The following is an 18,241-nucleotide window of genomic DNA, read 5'->3' on the forward strand; positions in this document are numbered from 1 at the left end:
CGATGTGGGTTGCACAAAAGATCGAGGGCATCGCTGCTGCGCTACCCTCCCGAGCGGTTACGGCAGCGGCGCCGCTCCGGAGTCTTGCCCCTGGCCTGGTCGATACGAGTCGACCTTCCATGGGGAGTATTCCAACTCCACCCGAAACTGCTCCTGCGTGGGCCGCAATACAAGGAAAACCGACATTCGCTGCGGGTCCAGGGTCATGCAGCGCGCCTCCAGGCGTTGTCGCAGGCCAGGGTCCTGCCTGAAATCTTCCTCTCGCCCATCAATGGCCACCAGCTCGACCTGGCAATCGACCACTTGCCCCTGCTCATTGGCTCGGGCGCGAATACGGGCGGTACCGATGCTGTCCAGGGACTCCTGGGCGAACAGCCGATGCCAGAGGTACTGCTCTTGCAGCGCGTACCCGCGGACCGTTGCGCGAATCTTCTGTTCCTCCATCGGCCGCGACTTCGGCTGCGGGAAGACCACCGGCAGCACTACTTGCAGATCGTCCCCGGGAGCACTGGCGAACAGCTGCGCCCCGGCCCTGGGAAATACCATGTTCCAGCAGATGCTCTCCAGCAACGGTGCAAGCCTGCGGTTGTCCGGGAAACGCTGCAGGGGATAGTCGGGCAATGCCTCGGCGGAACAACCGACTACCGCGTTGCGACGATCGATCACCGCATGCAGGGTCAGGCCGCCGACCCAGTCATCGACGTTGTAGCGGTTCACGCCCTGGTTCAACACCCGCTCGAAGCTCGAAACAAAGCCGGCCATCTGTTTAGCGGCCTGCTGCTCGGGAGTGGGCGCCGAGGTACCTTGGCAACCGGCGCCGAGCAGCAGGCCAGCCAGCAGCAAGCCCCCTGCGACAAGCCGCGGCAGGCATTCAAAAGATCGGTAGTGCACGGTTCGCTCCATGGGCCTGCCCAGGGGCCGGGAGCATATAGGCTGGCGCGAAGACACACAAAAGCTTGTTGCGCCCCGGCGACTCCGCCTCAGGGACGGCTGCCCTTGACCCCCAGCACCTGCTCCAGGTGCCGGGCCTCGGCGTCCGACAGCGGCGGTGCGGGAAGCGCTGCGCCCTGCTGCTCGGATGCCCGTCGCGCCGACACCGCAGGCTTGATCCTGGTCACCCGACTACGATTCGAGCTGCTCGCAGGATACAGCGCCTCATCCAGGCACTTATCGCGCATGCCCTGGCTGGACAAGCCCTGGCAGCCCTTGCCATTGGACAATGCACGAGCACCGCAGGTGGCCTTGCTGTCCGGGTCTTGCAGGTCGATGCAGCTCAAGGAACCGAAGCCATGCCCCAATACAGAGGCCGCATCCTCCCCATGGGCAATACCGGCGCACAGCAGCAATGGAGCTAAAAACAGTAAGACGCGCATATGACAGGAGCCTCCCTGGCGGCCGGACGCTCCAATGGAGCCTGCGGCCTGGCTGAGTAAAAGCCCCGTTCTAGCAGGCGAAGATGAACATTTTCCGTTCCCTGGACACAAATAGCGGCCCAACGGCCTGCGCGATGGCATGCTGTCGCCCCTTGCCTGGCTCTGGAGGAGCAGCCCTTGAATCAACGCATCTACCTGATCGGCGCCTCGGGAGCCGGCGTCAGCACCCTGGGTACTGCCCTGGCCCGGCACCTGGGCTTGCCCCATGTCGATGTCGACGATCACTACTGGCAACCCAGCGACCCGCCTTTCGTGCAAGCCTGGCCCCCGGAGCGACGTGTGCAGAACCTTAGCCGCGCACTGGGGCGCGAGCCCTGGGTGGTGTCCGGGTCCATGGATGGCTGGGGCGATACCCTCATCGCCCAGGCGGACTGGGTGCTGTACATCGATACGCCGACGCCGCTGCGCCTGGAACGCATCCGTGCCCGGGAACGCCAACGCTTCGGCCCGCGTATCTTGCCCGGCGGCGACATGTATGCCCGGCACCTGGCCTTCCTCGAATGGGCGGCAGCCTACGACAGCGGCACCCGGGAAGGGCGCAACCGCCCACGACACCAGGCGTGGCTGGCACGGCTCAAGCGGCCCCAGGGGCATATCGACGGTTCGGTATCGGTACCACAGATGCTGGAGCAAGCCCTGGCGATCATGGCCAGGAGCACTTGCTGATTGCCGTCACGGACCAGGGCATCGGCCCTGGATGACTGAAGCGCCCACCGATCGGCGAGCGCCAGAATTGGATGCGCCACAAGGGCGTCTCAATGGAACAGGGAAGACGCCGCCCAAGCGAAGCACGTCAAGACCAACGCCATTCCCATTACATACACCGCCAACGCACGACCCACGGAACCACCCCACGCAACAGACTCTTGACTTGCAGCCGCTCGACGAACGACCAATAGCGCGCATTCTAGCAGCCAGCGCCGTCATATTGACACGCAACCCATCGCCGTTTTCAGTCATCCCGATAAATGGCAATAAGCGTCATTTTTATGACGAAAATGTAATGAAAGATTGACTCTCAGCCCTGGAACCGGGGACTTGCCGACACATCCTTTTGCATTTTCCGAACGATTTATCCCAGGCCAGCGGAACTTCGATTTCGCCCCACTGCCAGACACCCTCTTTTCTTCTGCAACCTCGCCCTTGAGCGCTCCCCAAGGTTCCGCCCCCTGGTTGGACAAGAGTGGTTCCCACTGCTTTCATTCAGGGTCAGGCCCGGTTGCATTACTACCCAGGAGGGGTCAATGCCTTTCAAAGTCATGATGGTTTTCGGAACACGCCCAGAGGCAATCAAGATGGCGCCCCTGGCGCGAGTCCTGCGTCAATGGCCAGGAATCGAACTGCACATCTGCTCCACCGGACAGCACCGGGAGATGCTCAAGCAGGTGCTCGATTCGTTCGAGCTGGAAGTCGACGAAGACCTGCAGGTCATGACCCAGGGCCAGTCCCTGAATGGCCTCTCGCAGCAATTGCTGATCAACCTCGACGCCACTTATCAACGCCTGCGCCCGGACATGGTGCTGGTGCATGGCGACACCACCACCAGTTTCATCGCCGCCCTGGCCGCGTTCAACCGCCAGCTCCCCATCGGCCACGTCGAGGCCGGCCTGCGTACCGGCAACCTCAGGGCCCCCTGGCCCGAAGAGGCCAACCGCCGCCTGACCGGGGTGATCGCCGACCTGCATTTCGCCCCCACCGCCAAGTGCGAGGCCAACCTGCTGCGCGAAGGCGTGCCGGAAGCCAACATCGAGATCACCGGTAACACCGTGATCGACGCCCTGCTGTGGATGCGCAGCCACCAGGAAGAACTGCACTGGCGGCCGAGCGCCCATTCACCGCTGGCGATCCTCGATGACAGCCGGCGCATGGTATTGATCACCGGCCACCGCCGGGAAAACTTCGGCGATGGGTTCCAGCAGATCTGCGAAGCTTTGGCCGAATTGGGACAGCGCTACCCGGATGTCCAGTTCGTGTACCCGGTCCATCTCAATCCCCAGGTGCAGAACGCGGTATACGGCCTGCTGTCGGGCAGGCCCAACATCTACCTGATCCCGCCCCAGGACTATCAGCATTTTGTCTGGCTGATGGGACGTTCGTACTTCATTCTCAGCGACTCCGGCGGTATCCAGGAGGAGGCCCCGGCCATCGGCAAGCCGTTGCTGGTGCTGCGCGAGGTCACCGAACGCCCCGCGGTGCTCGAAGGCGGCACCGTGCTTTTGGTGGGCACCGACCGTGAGCGCATCGTGCGCCACGCCAGCGAACTGCTGGACGATCAACAGGTGTATGCACGCATGAGCCGGGTCCACAGCCCCTATGGCGATGGCCACGCCAGCGAACACATCGCCCGCCGCTTGAGCGCCTGGCTGGAGGCTCAAGCCGCGGGTGGCCCTGCATGAACCTGGAGCTGATCGATTTTTTCATCTACATCCTCTATGGCCTGAAGTACCTGGCCATCACCCTGGCCCTGCTGATGTTCCTGCTGGGCCTGGATGACCTGTTCATCGACCTGGTGTATTGGACCCGCAAGCTGATCCGGCGCTGGCGCATCTACGAGAAGTTCCAGCCGGCAGACGAGCAACGGCTGTTCGAGGCAGCGGAAAAACCCCTGGCGATCATGGTCCCGGCCTGGAACGAGGTCGGCGTGGTGGGCGAGATGGCGCGCCTGGCCGCCTCCACCATCGACTACCAGAACTACCAGATCTTCGTCGGCACCTACCCCAACGACGCCGAGACCCAGGCCGACGTCGACGCGGTGTGCCAGCACTACCCCAATGTGCACAAGGTGGTCTGCGCGCGCCCCGGCCCCACCAGCAAGGCCGACTGCCTGAACAACATCATCGACGCCATCCTGCGCTTCGAGAGCGAAGCGAAGATCGAGTTCGCCGGGTTCATCCTGCATGACGCCGAAGACGTGATCTCGCCGATGGAGTTGCGCCTGTACAACTACCTGCTGCCCAACAAGGACCTGATCCAGATCCCGGTCTATCCCTACGCGCCGGAATGGCAGGGCTTCACCGCCGGCCACTACGTCGACGAGTTCGCCGAGAACCACGGCAAGGACGTGATCGTGCGCGAGGCCCTGACCGGCCAGGTGCCCAGCGCCGGGGTCGGCACCTGCTTCAGCCGCCGGGCCATCAGCGCCCTGCTGGAAGACGGCGACGGCATCGCCTTCGACGTGCAGAGCCTGACCGAGGACTACGACATCGGCTTTCGCCTGAAGCAAAAAGGCATGAAGTGCATCTTCGCCCGCTACTCGGTGAACGATCCGAAGCTGGCCCTGGATTATGAGTGGGCCCCGGGGATGAACCGCCAGTTCGCCCAGGTGATCTGCGTGCGCGAGCATTTCCCCCGGGACTGGCAGCACGCCGTCCGGCAGAAGTCGCGCTGGATCGTCGGCATCGTGTTCCAGGGCACCACCAACCTGGGCTGGAGCCGCAAGAACCTGCTCAACTACTTCCTCTGGCGCGATCGCCGCGGGCTGATCGCCTACCTGCTGAGTTTCCTGGTGAACCTGCTGCTCCTGGTCCTGCTGGGCATGTGGCTGATCACCGTGCTGTCCCCGGACGCCTGGCACTTCCAGTCGATCCTCACCGACAGCCCGCTACTGGCGGCGCTGCTCTGGCTCAACGGCCTGATGCTGGCCAACCGCCTATTCCAGCGGGCCTGGTTCGTTACCCGTTTCTATGGCCTGGGCCAGGGCCTGCTCTCGGCTCCACGCATGATGTGGAGCAACTTCGTCAATTTCTTCGCCAACCTGCGGGCACTGCGCCAGGTCTTGCAGATGGGCGACTCGCGACGGGTCGCCTGGGACAAGACCACCCATGAATTCCCGGCCCTGACCAAGGCCCAGCGCACACCCCTGGGCCATCGCCTGGTGGAAAAGGGCCTGCTCAGCGAAGCACAGCTCGAAGCCGTCCTCACCAGCCCGCTGCACCGGCGGCTGGGGCGCGAACTGCTGGTGCGCGGCTACATCGACAGCATCCAGCTGGTACAGGAGCTGGCCGCGCAGTTCGAGCTGGAGTGGGCACCGCTCAACCCGTTCAAGCTCGATCCCCAACTGATCGCCAGCGTGCCCCGGCGCATCGCCGTGCAGTACGGCGTGCTGCCGGTCATGGACGAGAATGGCACGCTGGTCCTGGCCTCCGAGGATCCGGTCAGCCAAGTCTCGCTGGGGGCCATCAGCCGCCAGCTCAAGCGCCCGGTCAAATGCCGCCTGGCGCCCCAGGGCCGAGTGACCCTGGGTATCCGCCACTGGTACCCGGGCAAGCACCAGGGCGAGGAAACCCGGCGTATGCTCGCCACCCTGGAACGGCACCAGGATGACGAGGAGCTGCTCGAACGGGTCAGCCATCACCAGGTGCAGATCGGCCGCCTGCTGCAGGCACACGGCCTGGTCCCGGCGAGCTTGTTCAACCAGGCCATGATCGACTACGACGCCGACCGCGGCTCCCTGGGCGAGCACCTGGTCGAACGCGGCATGATCACCGCCGAGGTGCTGCAACAGGCCCTGGCCGACCAGGCCGAGGAACAACAGGCGGCCTACAGCATCGTGGCGCAGGTGACCCCATGAACAAGCACACTCCATGGCTGCTGGGCAGTCTGCTGCTGGGCCTGTCCGGCACGGTCCTGGCCCAGGAACTGACCGAGTTCGAGCGTTTTCGCAGCTATCCCTACCTCGACCGTGGCTACCGCGAAGCACAGAAGGGCAACTGGAAGGAAGTCGAGCGCCTGACCCGGCACCTGCTGCAGCGCGTGCCCAGGAACCAGGAAGCCCAGGGCCTGCTGGCCCAGTCCCTGGCCAAGCAGCGGCGCTACAAGGATGCGGTGCAAGCCATGGCCAACGCCCCCCAGGACAGCGAGGCGCTACTGGACCTGCACCTGACCTGGATCGACCAGGATCCGCCCGCCCCGGAGGAAGTGCAGCGCTGGCTCGACAGCGCTCCCCCGGCCCAGCGCACCCAGTTGTGGCAGGCCTATAGCCTGAGCCTGGCCACCTCCGGCGGTCCCCGGCGCGCCTACGACTGGCTGGCGCAGTTGCCGGCCAAGGGCGACGACACCGAACTGCGCCAGGCTCGGGCCAACTGGTCCGAGCAGTTGAGCAACACCGGCGACACCATCGCCCAGCTCGAACCGCTCGCCGCTGGCAGGCAACTGGACGCCGAAGGCTGGCAACGCCTGGCCAACGCCTACATGCAGCACCTGGACGAAGCCAAGCTGGAACAACTGCTCGAACAGGCGCCCAGCCCCCAAGCGGCGCATCAGGTGCACCGGGCGATGATCCAGCGGGCCATCGCCCTGGGCCGCAACAACCAGGCCCAACGCTGGATCCTGCGCCTGTCGCCGGCCGAGCAGGCCGACCCGGCGATCCGCCTGCAGCACTGGGAACTGGCCCGCGAGGAGAACGACAGCGACACCGTGCGCCGCCTCAGCGACGAACTGCGCCGCCCCTGCCTCGAGACCGTCGAATGGCTCTCGCGGCACGACCCGGACGCGGCCCTCAAGCAGCTGCGCCAGTGCTCGCCCCAGGATGATCCCCAAGCCTGGCTGGTGCTGGCCCAGCGCCTGCAGGCCAGCGACCTGCTGCAAAACCAGAGCCTGCCCGAACCCTGGGATACGGCCCGGCGCGAGCGGCTGATCGAGGTCTGGCAGGAACAGGGCCAGGGCGCCCGGGCGTTGCAATGGCTGGGCCAGCAACCGCAGACGCTGCCGGTGCTGAAAAAGCGCGCCGAACTGCTCCAGGCCCAGGGCCGCAACCGCGAGGCCGCCGAGTTATGGGAGCGCCAGTACCGCCAGGGCGGCAACCTCACGGCCCTGGACCAGGCCACCTACCTGGCCCTGGCCGCCGGACGCGAGCCCCATGCCCAGGCCCTGCTGGAGCAAGCGTACGACCGCCACGCGGGCGCCCTGCCCGCCCCGCTGCTGCAGCGCCTGGCCGGGCTCTATGCCGCCACGCCGCAGTTGAACCCGCTGCAATTGCAGCGCATGACAGGGCTGATCAAGCGGACCGACCCCGCCACCCGCAGCCAGCTATTGGCCCAACTGGCCGAAAACGGGCGCTGCGATGTGGTACGGCAGAGCATTGGCCAGCACCCCCGGGATGCGAGCGAATATCGCGCACTGGGGCGCTGCGCCATGCCCGGGCAACCCGGCGCCGCCGTGGCCTGGTACCAGGCCGCCGAACGCCTGGGCGACCGTGGCAGCCGCCTGCCCCTGGCCTATGCCCTGGAGGCCGCTGGCGACTCCGTCGCGGCCCTGGCCGCCTGGCGCAGCATCCCGGATGCGCAATTGAGCGATAACGCCCGGCTCACCGCCAGCCGCAGCGCCCTCAACGTCGGCGACAACCCCAGCGCCGAACGCTACTGGCAGCAAAGCAGCAGCCGTGGTGCCAATGAATGGGCACTGGGCGCGGCGATCGCCGAGCAACGCGGCGACTACCCGACAGCCCTGCAACGCCAGCGCCAGGCACTGGCCCAGTCACCCGGCGCCGGGCACTACTACGCGGCCTCGGTCACCGCGCAAAAGGCCGGCGAGCCGGAACAAAGCACCCAGTGGCTGGCCGAGGCCGTGCGCCGGCAACCGGACAACCCGCGCTTTGCTGCCGACTACGGCATGCGCCTGGCCGCCACCGACACCCCGGAGCAACGGCGCCTGGCCATTCCCCACCTGCAACGGGCCACCGGTGATTTCCCCGAGGATTATCGCCTGGGCGAAACCCTGGCCTGGCGTTACGCCGAAGCCGAAGACAGCGCCGCCGCCCGTAAGGAGCTGCGCCGGGTGATCGACCTGGAGCAGAACCCGGTGGCCGGCGACGACGAGAACGGCAGCCTGGAAGCGCGCCGCTATCGCCAGCGCCGCGCCCACGAGGCCCTGTCCCGGCGCGATAGCGTGACCATCGCCAGTACCTGGTCGCCGGGTGGGGTCTCCACCAACAACAACCTGTTGCCCGATAGCGGGGTCAAGGGCGCTCGGCGCAGCCCGCAGTCGCAGAACGTACAGGTCGCTATGTGGGACCACGCCCTGGGCGAGGAGCCGAGCCGCAACGGCAGCAGCCTGTCGGTCTATGGCCGTACTCTGCTGGGTGGCCTGGGACGCTCCTCCTACGCCGAGTCGGCCGCAGCCGGGGTCGGCTTGCGCTACAAGCCCTGGGGCAACGCCAACGTCAACTTCTACGGCGAGATCTACAAGCAGAGCCAGTTCGACGACCGCGACAACCACGGCCTGAGCCTGGGCCAGATGCTCGATCCCGGGCGGCTGCTGGACCAGCTCAACGACCATCGCAAGCGTGGCCATACCAGTACCGACTACCTGCTGCGGGCCACTGCCTCGGTCCTCGACCAGGGCCGCTACCGCAACGACTGGCGCATCGACGAAAGCGACTGGGACGAACGCTTCCTCTATCTGGACGCGGCCTGGTGGACCAAGGCCGGCGACCACCAGTGGCTGTCGCGCTACCAGCAGGGCCATGCCTGGAAACTGCCGGTAAGCACCGCGCAGACCATCATGCCCTACGGCTTTCTCGAATTCGCCGCCCAAGACCCGAGCAACGACTGGCGCCAGGACCTGCGCACCGGGCTCGGCCTGCGCTGGCAATACTGGTTCGACGACGACAAATACAACGCCTACCGCTCGCGCCTGACCGTGCGCACCGAGTACCAGCAATCCCTCGGCGGCAATCTGTATGAAGGCGGCAATGGCATCCTGGTGGGCGTGGAGCTGAATTTCTGATGAAACGACTGATGTACATCACCCTGCTGTGGCTGGGCCTGGGCCTGCACGCCCAGGCCGAGGAACGGCTGTTCTACCAGCCCTTGAACAGCGATGCGGCCCTGGGCCGCGAACAATGGCGCAAGATCTGGCAGGACAGCGCCCGCAACGGCGTAAAGACCCTGATCGTGCAGTGGACCGCCTACGGCGACTCGCACTTCGGCGACGCCCATGGCTGGCTCGCCGACAGCCTGCGCCAGGCCCGCGAGCAGGGCCTGCAACTGGTGCTGGGACTGTACATGGACCCAGCCTACTACCAGCGCATCCAGCAACTGGACAGCGCCGGCCTGGAAGCCTACTGGCAGGCCCAACTGGGCACTTCCCTGGCGCGCCAGCGCAAGCTGCGCGAGGACTGGCAACTGCCGGTCAGCGGCTGGTACCTGCCCATGGAACTGGATGACCTGCATTTTCTCGATGCCCAGCGCCGGATCACCCTGCAACGCCAGCTCAAGGACTTCGCCCGCCAGCTCGACGCGCCACTGCACCTGAGCGCCTTCAGCGCCGGACACCTGGCACCACAGGTGAATGGCGCCTGGCTCGGCGAACTGGCCAGCGCCGGCCTGCAGGTCTGGTGGCAAGATGGCGCCGGCACCGCACGCCTGGCCCCCATGGTGCGCGACAGCTATGCCAGCGCCCTGCCCTGTGGGGTCGGCATCGTCCGCGAGGCCTTCCGCCAGACCAGCGGCGAAGGCCAGCCGTTTCGCGCGGAACCTGCGACTCCCGATGCGCGACCGGCCGGCTGCCATGCCAGCGCGGTGTTCTCCCTGCGCTACCGCCCCTGGGGCCAGGCCTTGCGCACTCCTTAGCTCACTCAAGGGCCGGCGATGTTCAGGACCATTGAAGAACAGGTACTCAGCCAGGCCGCCCCGGCGGCCTTGAAGAACGAATTCGCCCAGTACGACTTCGAACGCCTGCACAGCTTCTGCATCCTGACCTACATCGCCAGCCTGAGCATCTGGCTGATCTTCGACCTGATCGTCAGCTTTCCCGGCCAGCAGGGCTTCACCTTCCTTTCGCTGGTATTCCTGACATTGCTGGTGATCAACACCATCATCCTGGGCTTCACCCACAAAGCCCGGCACTTCCAATGGGTCAACCTGCTGTTCGTGCTGGTCATCGCCCTGGCGGTGCGCCTGGTGATCGAGGGCCTGCCCATGGAGCTGCACCCGGTCTGGCTGATCCTCGGCGCCTCGAGCATTCTCTACAGCGCCTCGGTGATGCCGTTGCGGCGCTGGTCGTTCTTCGTCGCGGTGCTGATCACCTGGAGCGTGCTCAACCCTTACTGGATGACCCGCACCTCGATCACCGAACTCAAGGGCCTGATCGTCCTGGCCTACTCGCTGTTCCTCACCGCACTGACCCTGTACAGCTTCATCACCTTGCGCCAGGCCCGGTTGTACAACTACATCATGGCCAAGCGCTTGCTGGAGCAGGCCTATGTCGACGCCCTGACCGAGATTCCCAACCGCCGCGCGTTCATGGCTCGCGCCGACCAGCGCCTCAAGGTCCGGCCCCGGGAACCCGAGCATTACCTGGCGATGATCGACATCGACAATTTCAAGAAGATCAACGACCGCTACGGGCATGACGGCGGCGACGAGGCACTCAAGCGTGTCGCCGCCGATATCCAGTCGGTGATGTTGGATTTCGACTATGCGCGCCTGGGCGGCGAGGAGTTCGCCGTCTACCTGCCGGGGGTACGGCGCGAAGCCGTGGAACTGCTGGCCGCACGCTTGTGCCAGCAGGTGCGCGAGCAGTCGGCCGGGCCGCCAGTGACCATCAGCATCGGCCTGGCCCGGGTCGAGGACGACGACAGCCTGAACCAGGTGCTGGTCAAGGCCGACCAGGCCCTGTACCAGTCCAAGCACAGCGGCAAGGACCGCTATACCTTCCACCCCTGAAACCTGCGGCAATGGAGCGCCGCGACCGACCGGTCAAATAAGATAGACTGCCGCCCTATCTTGTCCAGGCGCCCCCTTGATGCCCGCAGAGCACGCCCCCAAGCCCTACACCCTCCTGGCGATCGACGACGATCCACAGTCCTTGATCGTGCTCTCCAAGACCCTGACGGCCGAATACGAAGTGCTGCTGGCCAAGGACAGCGAGCAAGGCCTGGCCCTGGCCCGCGATGCCGCCCCCGACCTGATCATCCTCGATATCCTGATGCCCGGGATGGACGGCTTCCAGGTGCTCAGCGAGCTCAAGAGCCACCCGCCGACCGCCGCCATCCCGGTGATCTTCCTGACCTCGCGCAGCAGTGTCGAAGACGAGCGCCTGGGCCTGCTGCTGGGCGCCGCCGACTACATCGCCAAGCCGATCTCACCACCGGTGGTACTGGCCCGGGTGGCGGCGCAACTGAGTTACCGCGACAAACCCCTGCACCGCCCGCAACCGGTGGCCGAGCCTTCGGCCGGCAGCGACATGCGCGACGGCTTCATCGCCGCCCTGGCCTTGCAACTGGCGGGCAACCCGAGGATCCGCCTCGACGCGCTGCTCGACGGCCTGTCGATCCTGCTCGACAACAGCGCCTGCCAAGTCGAGCCCGCGATGCTGCGCAGCGCCGCGTGCCTGGCGCTGATGGGGCTCGGCCAAGCGACAGCCATCGGCCCGACCCTGGCCCACGGCCAAACGCTGATCGAAGAGATCCTCGCCCACGCCAACCCGGAGGACCCGGTCCTCAACCTCGCCTGGAACCTCACCCAGGCCCAGGCGCTGTTCCCGGAAGGCTCGGCCCAGCCCCTGGCGGCCTCCCTGCCGCTCCCGGCCCGGCTGTTCGCCCTGGCCCTGGACTATCACCAGGGGCTTTTGCAACCAGGCACCGACCTTGCCGGCCGGCATGCCCGGGCCATGGCGCGGATGCAGGCACAACCGGGGTTCGAGCAATGCATCGAGCGTGACCCGGAATCACTCTCGGCGGCCCTGTTGAGTTCGTCACAGACCTTTTTCGGCCTTTGAACGGACAGTGAACCTCGCCCATGCCTAACCTCGCTGACCTGGAACTGTTCGTGCTGATTGCCGAACTGCAAGGCCTGTCACCGGCCGCGCGCATCATGTCGATCACTCCGGCCGCCGCCAGCCTGGCGCTCAAGCGTCTGGAGAACCGCCTCGGCGTGCGCCTGTTCACCCGCTCCACGCGCACCCTGAAGCTCACCCCCGAGGGCATGCGCTACCTGGAAAGCGCACAGCACGCACTGAAGATCCTGGCCAATGGCAAACGCTCGTTGACTCACGACGACGGCATGCTGGAACTTACGGTGTCTTCCGACCTGGGCCGCAACCTGCTGCTGGACCTGCTCGCCCAGCTCAAGCAGGAACGGCCGCGCCTGTACATCAAGCTGGCCTTGAGCGACAAGGAAGAAGACCTGCTCAAGGGCCGCTTCGACGCCGCGCTGCGCTATGGCAAGAGCCTGGCCCTGGACCTGGTGGAACTGCCGGTGCTCAAGCAGCATCACTTCATCGCCTGTGCCGCGCCCGACTACCTGGCCGCACACGGCACGCCCGAGGCGCCGGAACAGCTGAGCCAGCACGAGTGCATCATCTGCCACAGCATCGGCCGGCCGGAAAGCCGTTGGCGCTTCCATGCGCCGGGCCAGGTCGAGGACGTACGGGTACAAGGCCACTTCTGCTGCGACGACGGCGATGCCGCGCGGCGCTGGGCGGTGGCCGGCCACGGTGTGGTCTATCTACCGTTGTTGAACGTGGTCGAGGACCTGTTGGCCGGGCGCCTGCTGCCCCTGCTTCCCGGATGGCAGGCCGACGCCGCGCCCCTGAGCCTGGTGGTGTCCCATCGCTCGCAGATCACCGAGTCGCTGCGAGCCCTGCACCAGTGCCTGGCGCAACACTGCGCGCAACGCATGGCGCGTTATCAGGAACTGATCCGGGCCGCCAGCTAGCCCTGGGCCATGCCCAGCTCGACCAGCAGCTCATGGGCCTGCCGGAACTCCAGCCGGTAGATCCGCTCCTGCAGCGCGCGCAAGGCAGTGCAGCGGCTCTGCTCGCAGAGTTCATCGATCAGCCCCAGGGCCTGTGCATTGTGATCGCGCAGCAACTCGGCCAGGCGTCGCAGCTTGAGCCGCTGCTGATGATCCAGCCGCTGGTGCGCCGCTGCCTCGACAGCCACCCCGGGCAAGCTCGCCAGCTCCGCCAGCAGCGGCTCCAGGCACCGTGCCAACTGCTGGATCGACGATGCCAGGTCGCCCCCTGCGGTGCACTGCGCCTCCAGGTGCCTGGCGGCCTGGGCCAGGGCCGTGGCGCCGATGTTGCCGGCGGCGCCCTGCAGGCCATGGGCGATGAAGCCGATGCACTGCAAGTCGCCGGCGGCGTGGGCCGACCACAAGCGCTGGAGGGTTGGCCGCTGGTCATCGCGAAAATCCGCCAGCAGCTTGTGATACAGCGCCAGATCCTGGTTCACCACCGCCATGCCCAGCGCCGAATCGATGCCCGCATGATCCGGCGCGGGAACAGCCCTGGGCAACTCGCGCGCAAGCGCCTGCAGCGGCAGCTCCCGGCGCTTGATCCAGCGCACCAGGGTCCGGTAGAACGCCATGACCTCCAGGGGCTTGCTCACCAGGTCATCCATGCCGGCAGCCATGACCCGGCCCTGGACATCGGCCTGGCTGCTGGCGGTCACCGCAATGATCGGCAGTGAACGCAGGTGGGCGTAACCGCGGATCTTGCGCGTGGTGCCATATCCGTCCATGACCGGCATCTGGCAGTCCATCAGCACCGCGTCGAAATGCGCATCCTCCAGCAGTAGCCCCAAGGCCTCGGCGCCGTTGGCAGCCAGCACCACCCGGGCTCCGGCACGCTGCAACAGGCCCTGCAACACATCCTGGTTCAGGCGATTGTCCTCGACCACCAGCACCCGCGATCCCGCCAGCAGTTGTTCGTGCTCGTTGTCCCTGAACAGCGCCGCCGCGGGGCTCGCCGAGGGCGCTGGCAATCGCGCCTGCGCCGCTCGGGGCAGGATCAACTGCACGTTGAACTTGAATACCGCGCCCTGCCCCGGCGTGCTGCGTACCCAGATATCGCCCTGCATCATCTGCACGAGCTTCTTCGCGATGGTCAGCCCCAGGCCACTGCCGCCGTAGCGTCGGCTGATGGAGCGGTCCGCCTGGACGAAGGCATCGAACAAGCGCAGCTGTTGCTCCTGGCTGATGCCCACGCCGCTGTCGGTGACGCTGAAGCACAACAGCACCTTGTCGTCCCATTGGCGCACCAGGCATACACCGATACAGACATCGCCGGCCTCGGTGAACTTGATCGAGTTGTCCACCAGGTTGGTCAGCACCTGGGCCAGGCGCGCGGGGTCGCCCAGGTAACAACGCGGCAGCGCGGCCGGAATGTCCAGGCGCAGTTGCAGCGCCTTCTCTTGCGCACGCTGGCGCACCAGCAGCAAGACATCGTCCACCAACTCCCGCAGGTCGAAGCAGACCTGCTCCAGGCCAAGCTTGCCGGCCTCGATCTTCGACAGATCGAGCACGCTGTTGATGGTGCCCACCAAGTGTCTGGCGGCGCGGTCGATCTTCTCGATGCAGTCGCGCTGCGCCCGCTCCAGGGGCATGTCCTGCACCAGGTGGGCCATGCCGATGATGGCGTTCAGCGGGGTGCGGATCTCATGGGACATGCTGTCGAGGAATTCCGACTTGGCCTGGGTGGCCAGCTCGGCATCGCGCCGTGCGCGCTGGACCAGGGCTTCGGCCGCCTTGCGTTCGCTGATGTCGAAGATCACCCCGTCCAGGTACTGCGGCACACCGTCCACGACGATGGTCTGGCCCTTGTCATAGACCCAGCGCACCTCCTGGCTGGCGGTGATGATCCGGTACTCCAGCATGTAGCTGGCATGGCCCAGGCAACGGTCGAATGCCTCCAGGTCATCGGGGTGGACCCGCTCGCGATAACTGTGCCCGGCCAGGAAATGCGCCGCCGTGAAACCACAGAGGCCGTCGATGGCATCACTGACGAACACCATGGTTCGCGCGGCATCCGGCAGGCTGCGAAACACCACCCCGGGAATGTTGGCGATCATCGATTGCAGCTTGCCCTGGCTGTCGACGATCGACTGCTGCACTTGCACTGCCTCGGTGATGTCCTGCAACACCCCGGTGACCCGGGTCGGTGCGCCAGCGGCATCGCGCTGCATGACCCTGCCGATGTCCAGCACCCACAACCAGCGCCCGCTCTTGCTGCGCATGCGGTACTCGGCGCGGTATTCGGGCGCTTCACCGTCCAGGTGCGCCTGGAGCCGGGCCAGCACCGGCCCATGGTCCTGGGGATGGACCAGGCAGGCCCAGCGGTCCAGGCCATGGCCGAAGGCCTGGTCCAGTTCTTCCTTGCTGTAGCCGAGGATCCGCAACCAGACATCGTTGTTGATGACGATGCCCTGGCTGACATTCCAATCCCACAGCCCCAGCGCCCCGCTTTGCAGGGCCAGGTCCAGGCGCCGTTCGCTCTGCTCGATCCGCGCTAGGTCGGCCTTGTGCCGCCTGGCATCGCCCAGGCGCCGCACGCCGCCCCACAGCAACAGCAGGAACACTGCGGCGCTCAAGCCCTCGCTCAACAGCACTTGCCCCACCGGCAGCACCCCGTCCAGATCCCCCAGGGTGACCAGGGTCCAGGGACCGCCGGGGTCGTTCCAATCGAACTCGACCCGGGACAGGCTGTAGCGCCGCCCTTCCAGTTTGACCAGGGGCTGGTGGACATCGAATGGCAGGCGTTGGGGCACGCCGTGGACGAACGGGTAGTCGCCGAACTGGCCAGCGGACCGGGCACTGAATTCGGGCAACGACCAGGCGCGGTCGGCCTTGAGCAGGAACTCTGGAACGCTGGCGGCCACTACCACCCCGCTGGGCGACAGCAGCATCTTCAGGTCGTCGCCATACTGCTTGCCCAGGCGGGCATCGAGCTGCTCGCCGTCGAAACGCGCCACCAGCGCCCCGATCACCCGGTCCTGGCGGGTGCGCGACTCATAGACCGGCACCGCCATGTAGAACATCCGCGTACCGGTGCTGCGGCTGATCGCGCCATAGACGCTGCTGCCCCCCGCCAGCGCCACCTTGAAGTAGGGCCGGAAGGCCACGTTCAACCCCAGCGGCGCCCGGCCCTGGTGGTCATGGGCGGCCACCACCACGCCGTCCCGGTCGAGGACGAAGGCGTGGTTGGCGCCCAGCACCATGGCCAGCGCCTTGAGCGGGATAGCCGCGCGCTCCAGCAGCTCGGCGCTGGGCTCGCGCTCCAGGATCACCTGCTTCAGCGAGGGGGTGTGGCGCCCGAGAATGGACAAGGCGCCAATGGCAAAGCCGTCGGACTTCCATTGCTGCAGGTCCGCCGCGTACTCCCGTGCCTGCATCTGGCTGCCGGCCCGGTAGACGTCCTCGACCTGCAGGCGATAACCGTTGCCCAGGACCACCGCGGCAGCGACCGCGAGCGCCACGCCCAGTGCATAACAACAGCCCCGGTGGCTGTCGAAGAAGTTGGTCAACCTGTGCAACACCTCGCCCCTCTACCCCATGAACCCGTATCTGCCGGACCTGTGCCTGGCGAACCTGTACCTGGCGCCCGGCCCCGTGGCCTCAGCGCGCCGCCAGCCGGCGTGGAAACTCCGGCGGCAAGAAATCGCGGTCCGGATCGTAGTCGGCCTTGAGGTAATCACAAAGCGCCTTGAGGTCCTCGGGCGACAAGGTCCCCACCGCTTGCTTGAGCCGCAGGGTGTCGAGAATGTAGTCGTAGCGGCTGTCGTTGTACTGGCGCACGGCGTTGTACAACTGGCGCTGGGCCTCCAGCACATCGACGATATTGCGCGTGCCGACCTGCAAGCCCAGCTGCGAAGCCAGCACCGCGCCCTGGTTGGAAATGATCGATTGGCGCCGGGCACGGACCTGGTCGGCCCCGCTGTTGAGGCCACGATGCAGGTTGCGGGTCTGCTCCACCACCTGGCGCCGCAGGTTGTCGTTGAGGTACTCGCGCTGGCTCATCCGCTGGTAGGCCTCGCGCACCTGGGAAGACGTCTGGCCGCCACTGAACAACGGAATGTTCAATTGCAGGCCGACGGAACGCTGCTGGACATTGCCACCGTAGCCACTGCCACGGATATCGCTGTTGCCATAACCCAGGTTGTCGTTGTCGCCCACCTGGTAACGCAGCACCGCGTCCAGGGTCGGTGCGTGCCCGGCCTTGCGCGCCTTGAGGGTCTGCTGCGTCGCCTCCAGGGCATGCTGGCTGGCCTGCAAAGTGAGGTTCTGGCGTACCGCGCGATCGACCCAGCGCCGCGCGTCGTTGGGCTCGGGCAGCAGCACCGGCATGTCGTGCCGCAGGCCCTGGAGGGCCGAGTACTGCTGGTGCGTCAAGGTGTCCAGGGCCTCGAAGGCGTCGTCGGTACGCTTGCGCGCGACAATCCGGTTGGCCTGCGCGGTGTCGTGCCCGGCCTCGGCCTGGAGCACATCGGTGCGGTCCGACAGGCCCAGTTGCAAGCCCCTCTGGGCCAGCGCCAGCTGGCGCTTGAGCGCTGCCTCTTCGGCGGTGGCTGCGGCCAGGGCGTCCTGGGCCTTGAGCAGGCCGAAATAGGCCTGGGCGCTGTCGAGCATCAGCTTCTGCTCGGCCGCCGCCAGCTCCAGCCGGGCCTGCTGGTCCTCGGCCTCGGCGGCCTTGAAGCCGAACCAGCGCTCGGCACGGAACACCGGCTGGTTCAGCACTGCCTGGTAGCTGGTGCCACTGCGCCGGGTGTCTTGCCGCGGCTGTTGCAGCGAGGTGCTGGTGCCGTTGTGCTCGGCGCTGGCCGACAGCGTAGGCAACAGCCCGGCGCGGGCCTGGGGCACCGCCTCGGCACGGGCGGCCTGGTCGGCACGGGCCGCAGCCAGTTCGCTGTTGTTGTGCCGGGCATCCTGGTACACCCGCCACAGATCGCTGGGCATGGCCTGGGGCTCTGTCGCCCGGGCCAGGCCGGCGAACGGCGACAACAGGATGAGCAAGCAGCCGGCCAGGGCTCGCGGCGATAAAAGCATGGATTCGGTCATGGTCTGTTCTACGTAGGGAAAATCATTCGGCCG

General features: G+C 66.3%; 12 protein-coding genes. 8 read left to right on the forward strand and 4 right to left on the reverse strand.

Annotation, left to right across the window (positions count from 1 at the left end; genetic code table 11):
* Window positions 1-57 precede the first annotated feature (57 nt).
* Both C4K40_RS18945 and C4K40_RS18950 read right to left on the reverse strand, forming a co-directional pair.
* Window positions 58-891, reverse strand: coding sequence for a hypothetical protein (locus C4K40_RS18945; protein WP_124421338.1), 834 nt, complete (start codon window positions 889-891; stop codon window positions 58-60).
* Between the two features lie 89 nt (window positions 892-980).
* Window positions 981-1,373 (reverse strand): hypothetical protein, encoded by a 393-nt coding sequence (locus tag C4K40_RS18950; protein WP_053131057.1) that lies wholly within the window; start codon window positions 1,371-1,373, stop codon window positions 981-983.
* A gap of 177 nt (window positions 1,374-1,550) precedes the next feature.
* Here C4K40_RS18950 and C4K40_RS18955 point away from each other — a divergent pair, with 177 nt between their 5' ends.
* From C4K40_RS18955 to C4K40_RS18990, 8 genes are all read left to right on the forward strand, one after another.
* Complete coding sequence (locus C4K40_RS18955) at window positions 1,551-2,099, forward strand: adenylate kinase (protein ID WP_053131059.1); 549 nt, start codon at window positions 1,551-1,553, stop codon at window positions 2,097-2,099.
* A gap of 578 nt (window positions 2,100-2,677) precedes the next feature.
* Entirely contained in the window at window positions 2,678-3,829 is a 1,152-nt protein-coding gene (gene wecB, locus C4K40_RS18960; protein ID WP_053131062.1) for a non-hydrolyzing UDP-N-acetylglucosamine 2-epimerase, read from the forward strand.
* The gene (nrfB, locus tag C4K40_RS18965; RefSeq protein WP_053131065.1) at window positions 3,826-6,003 is read left to right on the forward strand and encodes a cyclic di-3',5'-guanylate-activated glycosyltransferase NrfB; all 2,178 of its coding nucleotides are present in this window, start codon (window positions 3,826-3,828) and stop codon (window positions 6,001-6,003) included. The genes wecB and nrfB overlap by 4 nt, the downstream gene beginning before the upstream one ends.
* Window positions 6,000-9,158 (forward strand): hypothetical protein, encoded by a 3,159-nt coding sequence (locus tag C4K40_RS18970; protein WP_053131068.1) that lies wholly within the window; start codon window positions 6,000-6,002, stop codon window positions 9,156-9,158. The genes nrfB and C4K40_RS18970 overlap by 4 nt, the downstream gene beginning before the upstream one ends.
* Window positions 9,158-10,003, forward strand: coding sequence for a DUF4434 family protein (locus tag C4K40_RS18975; protein WP_022644412.1), 846 nt, complete (start codon window positions 9,158-9,160; stop codon window positions 10,001-10,003). The genes C4K40_RS18970 and C4K40_RS18975 overlap by 1 nt, the downstream gene beginning before the upstream one ends.
* A gap of 18 nt (window positions 10,004-10,021) precedes the next feature.
* Entirely contained in the window at window positions 10,022-11,098 is a 1,077-nt protein-coding gene (locus C4K40_RS18980) for a GGDEF domain-containing protein (RefSeq protein ID WP_053131071.1), read from the forward strand.
* 79 nt (window positions 11,099-11,177) lie between these two features.
* A complete protein-coding gene (locus C4K40_RS18985; RefSeq protein ID WP_053131074.1) occupies window positions 11,178-12,152 on the forward strand; it encodes a response regulator transcription factor in 975 nt (324 codons plus the stop codon).
* A 20-nt stretch (window positions 12,153-12,172) separates the two neighbouring features.
* Window positions 12,173-13,090: a LysR family transcriptional regulator gene (locus C4K40_RS18990; RefSeq protein WP_022644409.1), complete on the forward strand. Its 918-nt coding sequence runs from the start codon at window positions 12,173-12,175 to the stop codon at window positions 13,088-13,090.
* Here C4K40_RS18990 and C4K40_RS18995 read toward each other — a convergent pair.
* Both C4K40_RS18995 and C4K40_RS19000 read right to left on the reverse strand, forming a co-directional pair.
* Window positions 13,087-16,677 carry a PAS domain-containing protein gene (locus C4K40_RS18995; RefSeq protein ID WP_053131076.1) on the reverse strand — a complete coding sequence of 1,197 codons (3,591 nt, stop codon included), beginning with the start codon at window positions 16,675-16,677 and terminating at the stop codon, window positions 13,087-13,089. The genes C4K40_RS18990 and C4K40_RS18995 overlap by 4 nt on opposite strands.
* A gap of 91 nt (window positions 16,678-16,768) precedes the next feature.
* Window positions 16,769-18,196: a TolC family outer membrane protein gene (locus tag C4K40_RS19000; protein WP_053131441.1), complete on the reverse strand. Its 1,428-nt coding sequence runs from the start codon at window positions 18,194-18,196 to the stop codon at window positions 16,769-16,771.
* Between the last annotated feature and the right edge of the window lie 45 nt (window positions 18,197-18,241).

The sequence above is a fragment of the Pseudomonas sp. CMR5c genome (assembly GCF_003850545.1).
GTDB lineage: Bacteria > Pseudomonadota > Gammaproteobacteria > Pseudomonadales > Pseudomonadaceae > Aquipseudomonas > Aquipseudomonas piscis.